At 60.9% G+C, this 19,637-nt stretch carries 16 protein-coding genes; 15 read left to right on the forward strand and 1 reads right to left on the reverse strand.

All coding sequences use genetic code 11. The features are described from left to right. The first annotated feature begins 48 nt into the window (after positions 1–48). From R3F07_02340 to rpiA, 8 genes are all read left to right on the forward strand, one after another. Positions 49–1,815 (forward strand): hypothetical protein, encoded by a 1,767-nt coding sequence (locus R3F07_02340; protein ID MEZ5275203.1) that lies wholly within the window; start codon positions 49–51, stop codon positions 1,813–1,815. 18 nt (positions 1,816–1,833) lie between these two features. After that, entirely contained in the window at positions 1,834–2,892 is a 1,059-nt protein-coding gene (locus tag R3F07_02345) for an isocitrate/isopropylmalate family dehydrogenase (protein ID MEZ5275204.1), read from the forward strand. Positions 2,893–3,140: 248 nt separating this feature from the next. Next, positions 3,141–3,764: a lipid-binding SYLF domain-containing protein gene (locus R3F07_02350; protein MEZ5275205.1), complete on the forward strand. Its 624-nt coding sequence runs from the start codon at positions 3,141–3,143 to the stop codon at positions 3,762–3,764. Positions 3,765–3,988: 224 nt separating this feature from the next. Continuing rightward, on the forward strand, positions 3,989–5,074 hold the full coding sequence (locus R3F07_02355; GenBank protein MEZ5275206.1) for a uroporphyrinogen decarboxylase family protein: 1,086 nt from the start codon (positions 3,989–3,991) through the stop codon (positions 5,072–5,074). Between the two features lie 192 nt (positions 5,075–5,266). After that, positions 5,267–5,983, forward strand: coding sequence for an N-formylglutamate amidohydrolase (locus tag R3F07_02360; GenBank protein ID MEZ5275207.1), 717 nt, complete (start codon positions 5,267–5,269; stop codon positions 5,981–5,983). A 494-nt stretch (positions 5,984–6,477) separates the two neighbouring features. After that, a complete protein-coding gene (locus R3F07_02365; protein ID MEZ5275208.1) occupies positions 6,478–8,547 on the forward strand; it encodes an isoamylase in 2,070 nt (689 codons plus the stop codon). A 71-nt stretch (positions 8,548–8,618) separates the two neighbouring features. Then, positions 8,619–10,262: a glucose-6-phosphate isomerase gene (gene pgi / locus R3F07_02370; GenBank protein MEZ5275209.1), complete on the forward strand. Its 1,644-nt coding sequence runs from the start codon at positions 8,619–8,621 to the stop codon at positions 10,260–10,262. A 16-nt stretch (positions 10,263–10,278) separates the two neighbouring features. Further along, the gene (gene rpiA / locus R3F07_02375; GenBank protein ID MEZ5275210.1) at positions 10,279–10,995 is read left to right on the forward strand and encodes a ribose-5-phosphate isomerase RpiA; all 717 of its coding nucleotides are present in this window, start codon (positions 10,279–10,281) and stop codon (positions 10,993–10,995) included. 348 nt (positions 10,996–11,343) lie between these two features. Here rpiA and R3F07_02380 read toward each other — a convergent pair whose 3' ends face one another. Further along, complete coding sequence (locus tag R3F07_02380; GenBank protein MEZ5275211.1) at positions 11,344–11,964, reverse strand: hypothetical protein; 621 nt, start codon at positions 11,962–11,964, stop codon at positions 11,344–11,346. Positions 11,965–12,329: 365 nt separating this feature from the next. On the opposite strand from R3F07_02380, the gene R3F07_02385 reads away from it, so the two are divergent. From R3F07_02385 to R3F07_02415, 7 genes are all read left to right on the forward strand, one after another. Continuing rightward, positions 12,330–12,860, forward strand: a complete 531-nt coding sequence (locus tag R3F07_02385) for a DUF3302 domain-containing protein (GenBank protein ID MEZ5275212.1) — start codon at positions 12,330–12,332, stop codon at positions 12,858–12,860. Between the two features lie 3 nt (positions 12,861–12,863). Beyond that, positions 12,864–14,045 (forward strand): biotin/lipoyl-binding protein, encoded by a 1,182-nt coding sequence (locus R3F07_02390; protein MEZ5275213.1) that lies wholly within the window; start codon positions 12,864–12,866, stop codon positions 14,043–14,045. Between the two features lie 9 nt (positions 14,046–14,054). After that, complete coding sequence (locus R3F07_02395) at positions 14,055–15,461, forward strand: efflux transporter outer membrane subunit (protein MEZ5275214.1); 1,407 nt, start codon at positions 14,055–14,057, stop codon at positions 15,459–15,461. A 64-nt stretch (positions 15,462–15,525) separates the two neighbouring features. After that, a complete protein-coding gene (ppk2, locus tag R3F07_02400) occupies positions 15,526–16,344 on the forward strand; it encodes a polyphosphate kinase 2 (GenBank protein MEZ5275215.1) in 819 nt (272 codons plus the stop codon). A gap of 29 nt (positions 16,345–16,373) precedes the next feature. Continuing rightward, positions 16,374–17,036 (forward strand): VIT1/CCC1 transporter family protein, encoded by a 663-nt coding sequence (locus R3F07_02405; protein MEZ5275216.1) that lies wholly within the window; start codon positions 16,374–16,376, stop codon positions 17,034–17,036. A 6-nt stretch (positions 17,037–17,042) separates the two neighbouring features. After that, positions 17,043–18,164 (forward strand): BamA/TamA family outer membrane protein, encoded by a 1,122-nt coding sequence (locus R3F07_02410; protein ID MEZ5275217.1) that lies wholly within the window; start codon positions 17,043–17,045, stop codon positions 18,162–18,164. A 23-nt stretch (positions 18,165–18,187) separates the two neighbouring features. Then, positions 18,188–19,420, forward strand: a complete 1,233-nt coding sequence (locus R3F07_02415) for a cation:proton antiporter (protein ID MEZ5275218.1) — start codon at positions 18,188–18,190, stop codon at positions 19,418–19,420. The last annotated feature ends 217 nt before the right edge of the window (positions 19,421–19,637 follow it).

Here is a 19,637-nt window from a genome sequence, read left to right on the forward strand (position 1 = left end):
AATTATCAATTCAGGTGAGGGCTCAATTCTCCGGCGCCCGACTGCCCCATGTTGACCTATTACGATCACGCGGCCCTTGCGCTCTACTTTGCCTTCATGGTCCTGATCGGCTTCGCCTTCCGGAGCTTCGTCAAGAATACGAGCGACTATTTCCGTGGAGGCGGCCGCATGTTCTGGTGGATGACGGGCAGTTCCGCCTTCATGACGACTTTCAGTGCCTGGACCTTTACAGGGGCAGCCAGCAGCGCCTACCTGAACGGGCCCCTGGTCCTGGTGATCTTCATGGGGAATGTGGCCGGATACCTGGTCAATTATTCCTTCTTTGCGGCCCGCTTTCGGCAGTTGCGGATCATCACGCCGATTCAGGCGATGCGGGACCGGTTCGGGCCGGTCAGTGAGCAGTTTTTCACCTGGGCGTATGTGCCGACCAACGTCCTGCAGGGTGGGATCTGGCTGGGTGGGCTTTCCATCTTCTGTTCGGCGGTTTTCGGTCTTTCCCTCGACGTCACCATCATTGTGACCGGAGTGGTCGTTCTGCTTGTATCGTTGCTCGGCGGGAGTTGGGCGGTGGTGGCGAGCGACTTCATGCAGGTCCTGGTCCTGCTGCCGATTTCCATCGTCCTGGCGGTCTATGCGTTGGTTGAGATCGGAGGACCGTCGGAGTTGATCGCGCTCTTTCCAGCCGACAGCCTGCTGGGCAACGACATCCACTACAGCACGATCGTGGCCTTCTGGATCTGCGCCGTCCTGGTGCAGAAGCTTCTCACGACGAACAACCTCATTGACTCCTATCGTTACCTGACGGCGCGCGATACGGCCAACGCGCGGAAGGGCGCCCTGTTGGCCGCCGTCCTCTTCCTGATCGGCCCGATCATCTGGTTCATTCCGCCGATGGTGGCTTCGGTCCGCCATCCGGACCTGGCCTCGGAGTTCCCTCAACTGGGCAACCGAACGAGCGAGGCGGCGTATGTGGTGATGGGGATGGATCTCCTGCCAATGGGCATGATCGGTGTGCTGGTGGCCGCGATATTCGCGGCGACCATGTCCTCGATGGACAGTGGTCTGAATCGCAATGCGGGAATCCTGGTCAAGAATTTCTATCAACCGCTGATCCGTCCCGGGGCGACCGACGGCGAATTGCTCTTTGCGGGAAAAGGCGTGACCATTCTGCTGGGCAGCCTGATCATCCTGGCGGCGCTCTGGCAGACCAGTTTCAAGGAACTCGGGCTGTTTGATATCCTGCTGCAGTTTGTGGCCCTGATCAGCCTGCCGCTCAATGTCCCCATGTTCTGGGGAGCGGTGATGAAGCGCACTCCGGACTGGTCGGGGTGGTCGACCACCGTGGTGGGATTCGGTCTTTCGGTCCTCTTGAAATTCTACTTCAACGCGTCCTGGCTCAATGTCTTTCTCGATCTGGATCCGGCGTTGTCAGTGCGGGAATCCAATGACTACCTCTTTATCGTGGCAGTTTTTGTGAACACCCTGATTCCGTCTCTCTGGTTCCTTGGAACCCGGTTTTTCTACCGGGAACCGACCGGCCGGCGGAAAGAGGGCGTGGACCGGATGTTTGTCAACATGCGCACCCCGGTGGTTGCCGAAGAAACGGAGGTCCGGGAGACGGATGTCAGCCAGAGCCGCCTGCTGGGTCGGTTCTCCATCGCTTACGGTCTTTTCCTCAGTGCGTTCGCCCTGATTCCCAACAGCCTGACCGGCCGCCTCGCCTTTCTCTTTTGCGGCGGGGTTCTCATCGTCATCGGGGTGGCCCTCAAGGCCGCCTCGCAACGGGCCCTTCGCCGGCAGGGCAGGACGGGCTGAGTCGATTTTCCCTATCCAATGAACTCCTACAAGATTGCCCTATATCCGGGCGACGGCATCGGCGTCGAGGTGACTGACGCGGCGGTGGCCGTGCTCGACGCCGTCAGTCGCAAGCGGGGCGGTTTCGATCTGGGCTTCACCCGTTTCGAATGGGGAACGGCCTATCACGAGAAGCACGGATGCGTCGCTCCGTCCGATTATCTGGATACACTGCGGGGATTCGACGCGGTCTTTCTCGGTGCGGTCGGCTGGCCGGCGAAGCTGCCGGACAACGTAACCCTGCAGCCGCTCATCACCATGCGGCAGACCTTTGACCAGTGGGCCTGTGTGCGTCCGGCCCGCACCTTCAAGGGAGTGCCGACGCCGCTCAAGACGACCGCTCCGATCGATCTTGTGGTCGTGCGCGAGAATTCCGAAGGGGAGTATGTGAACAATGGGGGGCGTTTCCGCCAGGGTTTTCCCGATGAATTCGCGGTACAGACCGCGCTGCATACGCGGCGGGGTATTGAGCGGGCCCTGCGCTTCGGGTTCGATCTGGCCGCCAAACGGCGCCAGCGGCTGACCATGGTGACCAAGTCCAACGCCCAGCGCTATGGTTTTACGCTCTGGGACGACATCCTCGAGGAGCTCAAGCCGCAGTATCCGGAGATCGATACGGACAAGCAGCACATCGATGCGATCTCGATGAACTTTGTGCGCCGTCCGGAGTTCTTCGACGTGGTGGTGGGGTCGAATCTGTTCGGTGACATCCTGACCGACCTGTCCGGCGCGATCACGGGCAGCCTGGGGCTCAATCCCTCGGCAAATCTGAATCCGGAACGAAATGCGCCTTCACTTTTCGAACCCGTCCACGGATCGGCTCCGGATATTGCCGGCAAGGGAATCGCAAATCCCGCCGGTGCGATCCTGGCTGCCGGCATGATGCTCGATTGGTTGGGGGAGGGCAAGGCGGCCGCGGAGATCGCCCGTGCGGTGGAGGAAGTCCTGGCGTCGGGAGGCTTGACGGCTGATCTGGGCGGCCATCTCGGGACCGAAGACTTTACGGCAAAGGTGGTTGAGGCGCTTCAGGAGCCGTAAAGTCCTTCCGGGAAGCCGATTCCCGTCCTCGAGGCGGATGTGATTCCCCGCCAGAATTAACCGCCGGTCGGACTTGAAAATCCCCCGACTTGGAAATAACCCAGGATTTGTGGTGGCGACAAGCCACCGATACTTCAGAACGACATCGCAAAGAAAGGCGTTCCCGAGGTTGATCGAGGTCTCCGGTTGTTTGGGGCCCGCTCGTCCGGAAGGCGTCCACCAGACAAAAACATTATAATCCGTCCATCATGAATCGTCATCTCATCGCACTCGTCACCGCCGGAGCGCTTGTTCTCTCCGGACTGAATGCCTTTGCGGGAAGCAACTCGATTGCCGCGCTCAAGAAAGCCTCCAAGGATATTCCCAAGGAGAAGGATCAGCTTAATGTCCAATCAGCCCTCCTGGAGTTCGAGAATGTGAGACAGATGGGGGCCTATTTTGACAACTGCTACGCGGTGGCGATTTTCCCGACGATCGGGAAAGGCGGCATGGGGATCGGCGGCGCGCATGGAACGGGCTGGGTCTTTGCCAAGGGTGACTACACCGGTGAAGCGAAGATGACTCAGGTATCGATCGGCTGGCAACTTGGTGGCCAGGCCTTCAGCCAGATCATTTTCTTTGAGGACGAACGCGCCTACAGAACCTTCATCAGTGGCGAGTTCGAGTTCGGAGCCCAGGCCTCGGCGGTGGCGCTGACGGCGGGTGCCAATGCCTCGGCCAGCACGGCCGGCGGTTCCAATGCCGGAGCCGGATCGAACCAGGCCAAGGAAGACTATACCGGGGGGATGGCCATCTTCACCGTCGCCAAGGGCGGGTTGATGTATGAGGCGTCACTCGGGGGGCAGAAGTTCAGCTTCAAGGCCGTTAAGTAGGCGACGGACGGGGTTGTTCACTCCCTTGGAAGCCCGCAGGAAAGGAGTGGGCTTTGTTCGTGACAGACCGCGGGTGCCGGGCCGGTTTCCCGGGCCCGCGTGATCTTGGGGGAGGGGTTGAGAGGAGTGGGGCGGCCTTTCGGGAGTCAACGGCGGTCGATTAGACTCGTCAATGGGGGTGGATCCGGCCGTGCTTGTATCCCGGTGAAAGCTGCATTCCTGAAATGAGCGGGACGAAGACCTCACTGACGAGTCGGGAGCGGGTCAACCGGGCGCTCTCCCGACAGGATCACGATCGTGTGCCGCGGCGCGATGGCCCATGGCCGGAGACTCTGGACCGCTGGAGAAGCGAGGGTTTCAGCGGGGACTTTGACCAGTGGTTGGGCAGTGATATCAGCAACGTCTCCTGGAGTTGGCCCAAACCGTTTCCGGGACAGGAGACGCTCATCAGCGAGGACGCCGAAACCCAGGTCATCCGCGACGCGATGGGCAAGACCCAGCGCACCTGGAAACACAAGTTCGGCACACCTGAGCACATCTCGTTCGACTGTGACAGCCGGGAAAAGTGGACACAGATCTACAAGCCGGCACTGCTTTCCCATCAGGTTCATCTGGATGTGAAGTCGGCCCGGGAGGCCTTCGACCATGCCCGGAGTCAGGATAAATGGACCTACCTGGCCAGCATCGAGTCGTTTGAAGCGATACGCCAGCTGATGGGTGACGAGGTCACGTTGATGACGATGGCGGAAGATCCGGATTGGATCCGCGACCTTTCGATCACCTATACCGACCTCGTGCTGCGGGATTATGATGCCGTGCTGGAAGCCGGTGCCAGACCGGATGGTATCTGGGTATTCGGCGACATCGCCTACAGCCGTGGTCCGTTCTTTTCGCCGCAGATGTACCGGGAGCTGATCTGGCCGGACCACAAGCGTATGGGGGACTGGGCGCATGACCGTGGAATGAAATTCATTTACCACACGGATGGTGACGTTCGGCCGTTGATTCCCTCCCTGATCGAGACGGGAGCCGATTGCCTCCAGCCGCTCGAGGCTAAGGCGGGAATGGATATCCGGGAACTGGTTCCTCAGTACGGCGATCGTCTTTCCTTCTTTGGCAACATCGACATGACGGTGGCCAACACCAACGATCTCGACCTGGTCGAGCACGAGGTGCGCTCGAAGCTGGAAGCCGGCATGTCCATCAAGGGTTATCTATATCATTCGGATCACTCGGTGCCCCCGGGGGTCAGTTGGGCGACCTATCGGTTCATCGTCGAATTGCTCGATCGGTACGGGAATTACCATTAATGGTGGGGTGAGGCAGATGAAAGCGAACGGTAACTCGCGGCACTGGCGGTCGCGCAGGCCTGTCCCGAGAGGAAACGCACGCACAGGGAGCACGACCCTCCGTCTGGAGTCGACCGGAAGGCGGTTCTTTGGTTCGACGGGCTCGCCTTCCCGGCGCAATAGCGGGGTGGGGTCTCAGGAGGTGATTCCGACATGAGCTGTCGCCCGGAAGGCCCCGATTTCCTGCTATTGACCTGCGAGCACGCCTGCAACCGGATTCCCGCAGCCTATGCGGACCGTTTTCACGGGGCCGATGATGTGCTGGCCACGCACCGGGGCTGGGATCCAGGCGCGCTGACGTTGGCCCGTTTTCTCTCCCGCCGGCTGAATCGGCCGCTTCACGCGGTCAGTTGGAGCCGCCTCTTGATCGAAGCCAACCGGTCCCCGCACAACCCGGGCATCTGGTCGCGGTTCATGAAGGACCTGCCCAGGGAGGAGCGCGAGACCATCCTCGAACGCTGGTGGTGGCCACACCGCAATGAAGTCGCGCGGGCCGTGACCGACGCCATCGGAAGCGGACACCGGGTGGTGCACGTGGCGGTGCACAGTTTTACGCCGGAACTGGAGGGCCAGGTGCGAAATGCCGAGGTCGCGTTTCTTTATGACAGTCGACGTCGGAGGGAGTCTGATTTCTGCCACCGGTGGGCCGGAGTCCTGCGTCGGTTGAACCATAAGTTGCGGATCCGTTACAACTACCCCTATCGCGGCAGTTCGGACGGCTTGACCACCTGGCTGCGCCGCCGCCACCCGGAAGGGCGTTACCTTGGCATCGAGCTCGAAATCAACCAGGCGCTGGTTGAGGCCAGGGGCTGGCCGCAGTTTCAGAAAGACCTGGCCGTGAGCCTGGGTGAGGCTGTGCAGGGGACGTAACATCGATTCGCCCGAGGGCTGTTATGCACTTTCAGGCTGGATGACCCTGTACGAACAGCCCACCAAGGCGTCAGATGCGAAGAAATGTAGCAACGCCGCTGTGTCGGCGTTCTCGAGGCAAGGGAACACTCCGACACAGCGAAGTGGCTACAACAGACCAGCAATGACTTGCGAAAGTGACCATGAATCCAAAGTGCATAACAGCCTCTAGGGCCTCCGGTGAACCGCCCTTCGAAGGGATCGAGATGGAGGGTCGGATTCCGCCTCGACCGCGGAGGCTGAGTTGAATGGAGCAACGCCGCATTGTCGGCGTTTGGTCAGGTTGTGGGGACACTTCGACACAGCGAATTGGCGACATTGCAGATTGGACGAACACCCCGTTGTGCTCTTCGTCCGTCCCCCCATGGAATTGCATTTGTCAATGGATTGCTCAGGCATCATCAGATGGATGTGCGTTTTCCAATGTGCGTGAATGACCTGAAAGGGGAGTCCCGGTGAGCCGCCCGAGGGATTTGCATACCATCGAGGGCTGGGAGCGGGTGGAGGGCTGTTCCTCGCCGCTGGGCGCGACTTGGGTGGAGTCGGAAGCGGCCTGGAACTTCGCAGTCTTTTCGCGCCATGCGACCGCAATGACCCTCCTGCTTTACGGTCGGGAGGATCCGGTTCGCCCGGTCTTCGAACTCCGGCTCGATCCCATTGTCAACAAGAGCAGCCGGATCTGGCATTGCTTCGTCAAGCTGGCCGATGCACCCGAAGCGGTCCATTACGCCTGGCGGGCGGAGGGGCCGTTCGATCCAGTCCATGGTCACCTCTTTCGTCCCGAGAAGATCCTTCTCGATCCTTATGCAGCCGAGGTGTATTTCCCGCCGGATTTTTCGCGTCAGGCAGGCTGCGGAAATGGTGGTAACGACGGTCAGGCGGTCCTCGGTGTCCTGCCTCGGGCATCCGAACCCTTTGACTGGCCGGACGTGTCCCCGCCCCGCCACACCCACGATGCGATTGTCTATGAACTGCACGTGAAAGGTTTTACGGCTCTCGCCAATTCGGGCGTCCCGGCCGGGAAGCGCGGCACGTTCCTGGGGGTGATCGAAAAGATCCCCTACCTGAAGGAACTCGGCATCACCGTGGTGGAGCTCCTGCCGGTGCATCAGTTTGACCCGCAGGAGGGCAATTACTGGGGATACATGACCTTGAACTTCTTTGCCCCGCACCTCGGCTACGCGGTGAAGGAACCGGTCCTTGAATTCCGGGAAATGGTGGCCGCCCTTCACGAGGCAGGGATCGAGGTCTGGCTCGACGTGGTTTACAATCACACTGCGGAGGGTGATCCGAGCGGCCCGACCTATTCATTGCGCGGACTGGACAACAGCAGCTACTACCTGGTCTCACCTGACGGGCACCATCTCAATGACAGCGGTTGCGGCAATACCACCCGTTGTGCCCACCCCTCGATGCGTCTGCTGGTGTTGCGCAGCCTGCAGTATTGGGCGGAGCAGATGGGGGTGGACGGTTTTCGCTTCGATCTGGCCTCGGTCTTCGCCCGCGATCTGCATGGGAATGTGGATACAGACCAGCCGGCCATGGTGCATGAGATCGGTGCCCTGGGGGCGCGGCTCGATGTGCGTCTGGTCGCCGAGGCTTGGGATATCGGGACCTACCTGCTCGGGCGGAGTTTTCCGGGACTGACCTGGCGGCAGTGGAACGGGCAGTTCCGTGACGACATCCGGGCGTTCGTCCGGGGAGATCCGGGCAAGGTGAGTTCGCTGATGACCCGTCTCTATGGGAGTGACGATCTGTTTCCCGACCAGCCCGGCGACGTCTACCATGCCTACCAGTCAGTGAATTTCATCACGGCCCACGACGGGTTCTGTCTGTATGACCTGGTGGCTTATGACCATAAGCACAATCACGCGAACGGACACGGCAACACCGACGGTTCGGTGGATAACCGGAGCTGGAACTGCGGCTGGGAAGGCGACGACGGGGCTCCGGATGAGGTCCTGGCCCTGCGCCGTCAGCAGGTGAAGAATTTCTTCACCCTGCTTATGTTGGCCAACGGCACGCCCATGTTTTGTGCGGGCGATGAATTCCTCAGGACCCAGCGGGGAAACAACAACCCCTACAACCAGGACAATGAAACCACCTGGCTTGACTGGAGCCGGCTGGAGAAGAACCGGGACATCTTCCGTTTCTTTCAGCAGATGATCGCGTTTCGCAAGTCCCGCCGCATGCTCGGGCGAAGCCGTTATTGGCGGGAGGATATCGCCTGGTTTGGCGCCGAAGGCGGGGTGGATTTCTCCGATCAATCCCGCTGCCTGGCTTGGCGTCTGCGCGGCGATCGGTTCGACGAGGGCGACCTTTACGTGATGATCAACGCCCACCATGAGCCCCGGAATTTCCGGGTGCAGGAGGGTGATGCGAGTGACTGGTCTTGGGTGGTCGACACGAGCCGGCCAAGTCCTGAGGACATTGCCGCGCCGGGAGAGGAGCAGCCGGTGGAGTCGCTTGATCTGGCCGTTGCGGCGCGCTCGGTTGTCGTGCTTTCCCGAAGAGCGACGAATTGAAACGCCGCGGGTCGAAATCCTTGCCGTGCGGTCAAAGTCGGGGTAGGCAGAATGCACACCATCCCAAAGACATGAGATCCACAATTCCCCCGTTGACCCGACGCCCGGCCTGGAAAGCCCTGCGCGCCCACTTCAAGAAAATCGAGAAGCTGCATTTGCGGGAGTTGTTCGCCGCGGACCCGAAACGGGGCCAACGCCTGGTCGCCGAGGGAGTGGGTCTGTTCCTGGACTATTCCAAGAACCGCGTCACTGATGAAACCCTCAAGCTGCTGGTGCGGCTGGCCGCGGAGTCGGGCCTGGAGGCAAGGCGCGACGCGATGTTTCAGGGGGAGAAGATCAACCAGACTGAAGGTCGCGCCGTGCTTCACGTGGCTCTGCGCGCACCGCGGGGGTCCACCATCCGGGTTGATGGGCGGAACGTGGTTCCGGAGGTTCATGAGGTGCTCGACCGGATGTCGGCCTTCTCGGATCGCGTCCGGAGCGGTGCGTGGAAGGGGCACACCGGCAGGCGGATCCGGAACATCGTGAACATCGGAATCGGAGGCTCGGACCTGGGTCCGGTCATGGCCTATGAGGCGCTCAAGCACTACAGCGAGCGCGGGCTCACCTTCCGTTTTGTTTCCAACGTGGACGGAGCGGATTTTGTCGAGACCACCCATGACCTCAAACCGGCCGAGACCCTTTTCATCGTCTCGTCGAAGACCTTCACCACCCTGGAGACGATGACCAACGCCGAGAGCGCCCGCGAATGGCTGGTCCGGGGCATGGGTGGCAAGGCTCATGCGGTGAGCAAGCACTTTGTCGCCGTGTCCACCAATGCCGACAAGGTGTCGGCCTTCGGGATCGACACATCCAATATGTTCGGCTTCTGGGACTGGGTCGGCGGGCGCTATTCGATGGATTCCGCGATCGGTCTGTCGAGCATGCTGGCCATCGGCCCGGACCATTTTCTGAAGATGCTGGCGGGATTCCATGCGATGGATGAGCACTTCCGCACCGCGCCGCTTGAGAAGAACCTGCCGGTGCTGATGGGGCTGTTGTCGGTCTGGTACAGCAATTTCTTCGGAGCGGAGACGATTGCTGTGTTGCCCTACGAGAACGATCTGAAGCGCTTTCCGGCCTATCTCCAGCAATTGACGATGGAGAGCAACGGGAAGTCCGTGACCCTGGATGGCGCCCGGGTCACCTACGAGACGAGTCCCATCTTCTGGGGTGAACCGGGAACCAACGGACAACACTCCTTCTACCAGTTGATTCACCAGGGCACCCGGATGATCCCCTGCGACTTCATTGCCTTCGGTCATGCCCTTGCTCCGTTGGGTCGGCACCACGATATTCTCATGGCCAATGTCTTTGCCCAGGCCGAGGCTCTGGCCTTCGGCAAGACGGCGGAGGAAGTCAGGGCCGAAGGTGTGCCTGAGGAGCTGGTGCCTCACAAGACGTTTGAGGGCAACCGTCCCTCGAACACCCTTCTGGCCGATCGGCTCACGCCGGAGGTCCTCGGCAAGCTGATTGCCCTCTACGAGCACAGCGTCTTTACCCAGGGCGCGATCTGGAATATCAATCCCTTCGATCAATGGGGTGTCGAGCTGGGCAAAGCGCTGGCTCAGCGCATCCTCCCGGAACTCGAGAGCGAGACTGCATCCAGGCTCAGGCACGACAGCTCCACCAACAACCTGATCCGCCGCTACCGGAAGATGAAGGGTGGAAAATGAAGGTCCGGAAACGCGCATGAAACCATCATCAACATCCGCGAATGCGGCGGCGGCCTTCAAGGAGGCGGCGGCCGTGCGTGCGGTGGATTTCGTCAAGTCCGGTATGAAGGTCGGGCTGGGCACGGGCAGCACGGCGGTTTTCGCCACCCGCCGTATCGGTGCCCTGTTGAAGTCGGGCGAACTGCGGGACATCATTGCCTTTGCGACCTCGAAGGCGACCGCCGAGGAGGCGAATCGCCTCGGGATTCCCATGATGGACGATGATCTGCCCGAAGATCTTGAACTGACGATCGACGGTGCGGATGAGGTCGATCCCGCAATGGACGTGATCAAAGGCGGCGGGGGTGCACTCCTGCGCGAGAAGATCGTGGCCCAGGTCAGCCGCCGGGTGATCATCGTGGTGGATGAATCCAAGCCCTCACCGCGCCTGGGCACGCACTGGCCGGTCCCGGTCGAGGTGATCACTTTCGGATGGATGTCCCAGGCCCGTTTTCTCGAAACCCTGGGCGCGCGATGGGAGATCCGGAAAGGCAACGACGGCCATCCGTTCGTGACCGACTCCGGAAATCGAATACTCGATTGTCATTTCGGTCCGATCGCCGATGCGCGGCATCTGGCCTCGCTTTTGAATGCCCGGGCCGGCATCGTCGAGCACGGGCTCTTCATCGGGCTGGCCACCGATCTGATTGTGGCCGGGGCGCAGGGCATCCACCATCGATCGCGGGAAGGGTGAGAGCTGGAATGACGGCAGCGCGCAACCGTTGGGCGCGCCGCAAAGGACGAAGGGCAGAGGATGAAGGGCCGAGTCTTTTTGTGTAGAGAGAGGCTCGGTGCCTCGATGAGATGGATAATCGAGGCATAAAGCCTCTCCTACCCGTGCGCATAGCGCCCGGAATGGAAAAATGGGTAATCGAGGCGTAAAGCCTCTCCTACCCGTGCGCATTGCGCCCGGAATGGGAAAATGGATAATCGAGGCATAAAGGCTCTCCTACCCGTGTGCATTGCGCCGAGAATGGAAAAGCCCGGAGTCACGCGAACGTGAACCCGGGCTTGTGAATCCCGATTGAGTGGAGTGGGCCGCTTATTCCGTGGCTGCGGCCGGGAGCTCAACTTTGACCAGACCGATGGCAAGAGCCTCGGTGTAGGTCACGACGACGGACTGGCCAATCCTCAGCTTGGGAAGATTGGACACATCGCGGACCTGAATCACGTTGAGGCCGCCAAGCGGACCCATCAGGGTCACCGTTTCGGTCGGGCGGTCGAGTCCCTCGATCGTGCAGACAGCCTTGATCATGCGAAGGGCGCCGGCACCTGGAGCCTGGTCCGCTTCGGTGCGTCCCGCATCCTCGGCAACCTGAAGCGGGTTTGCCATCTCGTCGGCGGTCGGCTCACGGAGCTCGAAGGCGAGGGAGAGGTAGTAGTCGGCTTCGACCGAATCCCCGACGGCGATCTCGTTGAGACGCTCGACTTCCGGCCCCGCCACGATGGAGATCTCCTTGCCGAGTTCGTCCTTCAGGGTGACCTCTCGGGTCTCGTAGTCGATGGCGGCAACCTTGGCCACCATCGAGACGAGAACGACGTCCTCGCGGGTCGGCACTGCCTCGTCCTCGGCCATGGCGAAAGTGTTGACCGAGGTCATGGAGGCAACCGCCACGGCCAGGGCGGCGGCGAGAATTCTGATAGTGTTTTTTGTGGTATTCATGATGAACAGTAAGGAGTTCAGGAGAACCTGATTGAACGGGTGATGACAAGCTTGATCGGGACTGGACCTTGGTACAGTCCGAATCGATTGGGTCGTATGCACCGAGACCAATATGCAAATATTGTCTCACGAAATTCATTTCTTCTGACATGGGCATCGCATCGGAACCCGAGTCCACGGGTTCGCATTTGTGGCAAGTCGAATCGTGAAATCCAGCGGTCATGGACGGTTCCGTTTGTCGACGATCTGATGACCCGAATGAGGACTATGGTCCGGCCATTTCCGGCTCGCAGTTCGCCCGGGAATCTGTCTTCTCGATCTTCCTGGCTCGTAGATCGCGTGACGGCCATCGACACAGTACTACCATGATTGCAGTCATAAATCCCAAAACCCTTCCCCCGCGGTTACGATCCAGCCCGACTCGATGGCGGCTCGCGACCGTTCTTCTCGCTCTCCCGCTCTGGGCCTCGCAGGCGCACGCCTCGATTTTCAAAGGAGAGGCGCTCGACAAAGTTGCAGACATCCTGTCGTGGGTCGTTCTGATCGTGGCGCCCGTCGTCGGGCTGGCCGTCTTCTGGATCGTTCACATTCTGCCCGAGAAGATCGCCGAGAAGAGAAAACACCCTCAGGCAAAGGCGATTCAAACCCTTTGTCTCCTATCGCTGGTCTTCGGCGGTCTGCTCTGGCCCATCGCATGGCTCTGGGCCTACAGCAAACCGGTTCTCTACAAGATGGCCTACGGCACCGACAAGGTGCCCCACGGCGAAGGGGACCATGGCGACGGCGCGCAGGCCGACGAGGAAGAGACGGCCGAAGTCGATCGCCTCCGTCAGCGCATTGCCGAGCTCGAGTCCAAATTGAGCGGCAAGGGCGCAACCGAAGGAGGAAAGGCCTGAACCATGGAAATCCTATTGCTCGGTATTTACTCGTTCTTCGTCTGGCTGATCTTCTTCAAGTTCAAGTGGCTCCCCTGGAATATCATCAGCCAGGTAATCGTCATCACCCTCCCGATCGTCGCCATCGCGATGTTGATACTCCTGCTCAACATCGCCGCGCCTTCGTCGCACGACATCCGGGTCGTCAACTACGTCGTCCCCATCAATACGCCAGTCCGCGGCCTGGTCACCGAGGTGCCCATCGAGCCGAACCGCCCGATCAAGAAAGGGGATGTTCTCTTCAAGATCGACCCCGCTCCGTATGAGATCGAGGTGAAGAGCTACGAGGCCCAACTCAAACAGCTTCAGATTCAACTGGTTACCGCCCAGGCAAGCGCGCGCAACATGGAGGAGACGCTCAAAGGCGCGATCGGCCAGAAAGACGTCATCAATTCGAGACTTGATCTGGCCCAGCTTCGGTTGAAGCAGTTCAAGGAGCTGGCCGATTCCGGTGCCGGCAACAAATTCGATTACCAGAAGGCCCAGGCCGATGTGCTGGACCTTGAAGGCCAACTCGCCTCGGTCGGGGCAACTGAGGCCCAGGCCCGCGAGAAGCTTTCGGCCAGGTCCGACGACGGCGAACAGGATGAGGTTGCCAACGTGCGGGCCCAGATCGCCCGTGCGGAAGCGCAGCTGGCGGACGCCCGATGGAGTCTCAGCCAGACCACCTACTACGCGCCGGCCGATGGCCGCGTCGTCGCCCTGACCCTGCGGCCCGGCGCGATGGCCGTTCCCCTGCCCATGGCGCCGGCCATGAACTTCATCGAGGACGAGGGCTGGATTCTCGCCATCTACCACCAGAACGAGGTCCGCAAGGTCGCACCCGGTCAGGAGGCGGAGGTCGCCTTTGCCATGTATCCGGGCAAAATCGTCAAGTGCACCGTGGACTCCATCATGTGGGCCACCGCACAGGGGCAACTGCCCATCGGCTCGATGAACGGAACGGGCGGCGTCGCGCCCATCCCGCCCAATTCCCTCGCGGTTCGTCTTCTGCCGGCCGGCAGGGACGAAGAGCTCTTTCTCGCGGCAGGGGCACACGGCGCCGGTGCCATCTACACCGACAGCGGTCATATGATTCACATTATCCGCAAGGTTATGGTGCGGATCACTGCCAAGCTCAATTGGCTCATCCTCAAGTTGCATTGAGACCCGCCCATGCACACGCTCTCCAAAGCATTCGGCATCCTTCTCGGGGCTGCCCTTCTGGCCGGTTGCGCCACCAAGGCTCCGCCTGAACTGACCGAGATTCAGCAACAGGCCGGAGTCGTCGGCGACCTGGAGCCGACCAGTGAGTGGAAAGAAACAGTGGCTTCCGGGCCGATCGCCGACAACTGGTTGGCGACGTTCAAGGACCAGCAACTCGATGCCCTGATCACCGAGGCGATGGCCAAGAATCCGGATCTGCGCATTGCGTCCACCAAGGTGGAACAGGCGGTTCAATACGTCGAGCTCTCCAAAGCCGCCCTTCGGCCGTCACTGAGTATCTTCGGCATCGGCGGCCTCAACCTGGGGGGGGGCGACATCAGTTCACCGCTCCAGGGCGGCTCGTTCCGCGCGTCCTGGGAACCCGATCTGTGGGGCCGCTTGCGCTATGGACGAAATGCCACCGAGGCCAGCTATGCCTCGGTCCAGGCCGATTATGAGTTCGCCCGCCAGTCGCTCGCCGCCATGGTGGCGAAGGGATGGTTTACCGCCAGTGAAACCTGGCAACAGCAGACGATCGCGGACGATCTGGTTGCCGCTGCCGAAAAGCTGCTGGAACTCGCGGACGAGCGTTACCGAATCGGCGCCGGCAATGAACAGGATGTGGCGCTCGCACAGGCCAACCTCGGGAGCTATCGCGACAATGCGCGCCAGGTGCGACTTGCCCATCAGCAGGCACAGCGTTCCCTCGAATTGCTCCTTGGACGTTATCCGGCGGCCGAACTCTCAGTCCGTCCGGATCTCGTCGAACTGCCACCGGATATTCCCGCCGGGTTGCCGTTGGAGATGTTGGAGCGCCGGCCGGACATGGTCGCGGCCGAACGGAGAGTCGCCGCTGCCTTCAATCGGGTGGGTGAGGCCAGGGCCGCCCGGTTGCCGCGCATCATCCTGAACGCGAATGCCTCTTATATTTCCAGTGAAATCCTCGAGCTTCAGCCGGATTATGAGAACCCGTCCTTCGGCGCCGGCGCCACACTCATTGCCCCCATTTATGACGGCGGCCAGCTCAAGACACAGGTGACCATCCGCACGCTCGAGCAGAAGGAGGCGGTCGCCCACTACGCCCGGCAGGCGTTGGAGGCACTTGGTGAGGTCGAAAACATCCTGGCGACCAGCCGGTCCCTCGCGGACCGGGAGAAGATCCTTACCCGCGTTCTGGCCGAAAACGAACGCGCGCTTGCCATGGCCCAGACCAGCTACCGGATCGGCTCAGGCGATCTGCGCGCCGTGCAACAGCAAAAGCTCAACGTTCAGGCGGCACGTCTCGCCCTTCTGCGGGTCCGGAGCGAGCAGCTCAGTCAACGCGTCAATCTGCACCTCGTCCTGGGTGGAAGCTTCGAGCCGGTCACCGACGTTTAGGCCAACGCGACCACCACGCAGAACGGTGTGATGACCCAATGAGCCGAATCCCGGTTTCATCTCCATGATCAAGACCCTGAAGGCCGCGAAATCCGACAAACCCGAAAAGCTCAAGAACAAGGAGTACACCAGTAAGCTGCGTGAGCTTCAGGGCGAGCTCTGCCATCTGCAGGAGTGGGTCAAACACAAGGGACTGCGGGCCATAATCGTCTTCGAAGGACGCGATGGCGCCGGCAAGGGAGGGACGATCAAAGCCATCACCGAACGGGTCAGTCCCCGCGTTTTTCGGGTCATCGCGCTGCCGGCTCCTTCGGACCGGGAGAAGTCGCAGATGTACATCCAGCGCTACATCAAACATTTTCCAGCCGCGGGCGAAGTCGTCATTTTCGACCGGAGTTGGTACAACCGCGCCGGAGTCGAAAAGGTGATGGGGTTCTGCACCAAAGAACAACACAAGGAGTTTCTCCGCATCTGTCCGTTCATCGAGGGACAGATTGTCAAATCCGGAATCATCCTGCTCAAGTACTGGCTGGAAGTGAGTGACAAGGAACAGGCGCGCCGGTTCGTGGCCCGGGTGACGGATCCGGTGCGCCAGTGGAAACTCAGTCCGATGGACCTCCCTTCGCGCAGCAAGTGGTACGAATATTCACGGGCCCGCGACGAGATGCTGGAGGCGACCGACACGGAGGAAAACCCCTGGTTCATCCTGCGCTCGGATGACAAGAAACGCGCCCGGCTCAACTGCATCACCCATCTGCTCGGGCAGATTCCCTACAAGAAGGTGCCTCGGGAGAAGATCAGGATTCCCGATCGCTCCAGGAAACATGCCTATGACGACAAGGCATCGTTGAAGGGGCGAAGGTTTGTTGAGGAAAGGTTCTGACCAAGATACTGGGTACCTTTGAGCCCGCCATGGCCACAACACCGGTCTCTTCCTCCAAGCGCGCCCTCGACCCGAATGAACGCATTTCCGAAGTTCTCTTCGGATTGATCATGGTGCTGACCTTCACCGGCTCGCTCAGCGTGGCGGATGCGGGCGGTGATGATGTGCGAGTCATGCTGATCGGTGCGTTGGGCTGCAACTTCGCCTGGGGCATCATTGACGGCATCTTTTACCTGATGGGCAGCTTGGCCGAAAAGGGCAGCAACCTCATGACCTATCGGGCGGTGAGAAGTGAGCCGGATCCCCGGAAGGCCCGCGATCGGCTTGCGCAGGCCATGCCTTCGGTCATTGCATCCGTCCTCACGCCGGCGGAGCTGGATGGGGTGCACCAGCGGCTGCGTGACCTGCCTGAGCCTCCGGCGCGGGCCCGATTGGCGCAGGACGACTGGCGTGGGGCGGTGACCGTCTTCATCCTGGTGGTTCTATCCACCTTTCCCGTCGCGATCCCCTTCATTTTCATGGACGAAATCCTTCCGGCCATGCGTGTTTCCAACGCGATTGCCATTGTGATGCTGTTCGGCACCGGGTTTGCCTATGCCCGCATCGTGGGCGGCAATCCGTGGCTGCTGGGGTTCGCCATGGTGATACTAGGCAGTATTCTTGTCAGCATGACCATTTTCCTGGGAGGCTGATTGGTGATGCGCGACGTCAGTCTGGTATTGTTGGCCTTGGTCCTGGGCAGCCCGACGGCGATGGCGCAGGAAGTCGCGAAGGAAACTGCCGAACCGCTGGGTTCGAGTCTGATGGACGACGGGTGGCTCGACCTGAGCGGTTTCCTCGACAAGAAGTTCGGGTTTCTGCCGCTGGCGGTCCCGATCACCGAGCCGGCGGTCGGCTACGGGATCGGCGGAGGTGTCGCCTTCCTCGACAAGCCGTTCGGCGAGGCGCGGAAGGAATTCTCCCGCCCCAATGCCACCTTCGCCGGGGGCTTTGCGTCAGAGAATGATTCCTGGGGATTGATCGTGGGCGATATGCGCCAGTGGGAGGACGGCCGATTGCAGACCCTGGCCGGAACGGTTCATGCATCGGTCAATCTCGACTTCTACGGTATCGGTTCGGACGATACATTGGGAGAGGAGCCCAGGAGTTACAATCTTGAGCCGACCGGAGGGATGGTCCAGGGGAAATACCGCCTAGGTGAGTCACGGGTCTTTGCCGGGTTCGGTTATGCCCTGGCCTCGATCGCCGTTTCTTTCGACTCTCCCGGGGGCGCGCCCGGTCTGCCCGGTGATTCGGGAACCTCGAATGTGGGCGGACTCAGTCCTTCGCTCACCTACGATACGCGGGACAATATCTTCACCCCGATCAAAGGGACCTACCTTGAGGCGAGCCTGGGGCTCTTCACCGAGTGGCTCGGTTCGGACGGCGATTTCCGGCGGTCGAACCTCATCGCGATGCACTACCTGCCTCTCCGGGACAAGTGGACGTTGGGGCTGCGGGGGCAGATCACCACCAGTTCGGAAGAGACCCCGTTCTACCTGCGGCCGTTCGTCTACCTGCGCGGGGTGCCGGCCATGCGGTATCAGGGAGAAGACATGGCACAGCTTGAGGCGGAGTTGTGCTGGCAATTCTGGGAGCGCTACAGCCTGGTCGGGTTTGCCGGCACCGGAGCCGCCTGGAACGAATGGACGAAGTTCGAACGCAGACAATCGGTGGTGGCGGGTGGGGGCGGCTTTCGCTACGAGATCGCCCGGGAATATGGGATTCACGCAGGATTGGACGTGGCGTTCGGCCCCGAGAACACAGCCATCTATATTTAAGTCGGAAGAGCCTGGATGCGGCCATGAACCTGATCCTCATCTTTCTCGTCCTCCTCTTTGTGCACAGTCTCGTGTCGGGACGGCTGGAGCGGACGATTGTGACCACCCCGATTGCCTTCGCGGTGGTTGGGATGCTGACGTACTTTATCCTCCCGTCTCCTCTTGACTTCAGGGCGGACCACGAGGTCTTCCTCACCGTGGCCGAGATCGGGCTTGTCCTGCTGCTCTTCACTGATGCCAGCCGCACCGGTCTGCGGGAATTGATGCGGATCGGGGCGTTGCCCGGTCGCCTTCTGAGTGTCGGGATGCTGCTGACCATCGTGCTGGGGGCCATTGCCGCAAAGCTGGTTTTTCCGGCTCTCACGATTTGGGAAGCCGGCATTCTTGCCGCCATTCTCGCACCGACCGATGCCGGCCTGGGGCAGGTCATCGTGAACAGTCCGCGAGTACCGTTGAAGATCCGGGAGGCGCTCAATGTGGAAGCGGGTCTCAATGACGGACTTTCCGTTCCTTTTCTCCTTTTCTTCATCGCCCTCGCGGATCCTTCCGCCGACGGCAGCCAGACCCGGCTGGTGCACTTTGTGGTGGAGCAGCTTGGTTACGGATTCCTGGTCGGTGCGGGCATTGGCCTGGTAGGCGGAGGATTGTTGGGACGGGCTCACCGCCGGAAATGGATCGCCCATGGATGGTTGCAGCTCGGGGTCGTGGTCCTGCCGGTCATGTGTCTTCTCGTTTCCGAGCGGGTGGACGCAAGCCCCTTCATAGCGGCTTTCGTGGCGGGTCTCGCCGTGCAGGTCGGATTCAAGGATGCGTCGAAGCACAGTGTCGAGTTCACCGAGCAATGGGGTCAGGTCTTCAATCTCGCGGTCTTTTTTCTCTTCGGATTGCTGGCCGCGCATGCCTTGCCGGAGTTGACCTGGATGCACGCCCTCTATGCCGTCCTCAGCCTCACCGTGGTGCGAATGCTCCCCGTGGCAGTCGCGCTGATCCGGACCCGTCTGAGCCGTTCAACCGTCCTTTTCATGGGCTGGTTCGGACCACGGGGCCTGGCCTCCATCGTGCTCGGGCTGGTCTATCTGGGCCAGGAGATGCACCAAACCGGAGAGGGAACCATCCGTCTGGCGGTGATGCTGACGGTCCTTTGCAGCATCCTGGCCCACGGCGCCACCGCCTTGCCGGGGACGAAGCTCTACGCTCGGAAGGTGACCACGCTGTCGTCCGACGCCCCCGAGCTTGGCGGGGTCAAAGACGAATAGAGCTCCGAGGTTCCGGAGCTTCTTCCCAGGGTGGAACCGCGACATGACACGCCTCTTGCCCACCTGAATTCCGCGATGCAGCGGCGGTGCCCAGGAATCCACCGGTTTGCGGAAGGTTCGTCGCTGCGGAGAAGGCAAGAAGGGGAAATGGGCAAAAGGTCAGTCAGAGCTCGAAATCACCCTTTCCGAGCTATCGATCCATGGCGGGCCAGACGGG

The organism is Opitutaceae bacterium (assembly GCA_041395105.1).
GTDB lineage: Bacteria > Verrucomicrobiota > Verrucomicrobiia > Opitutales > Opitutaceae > B12-G4.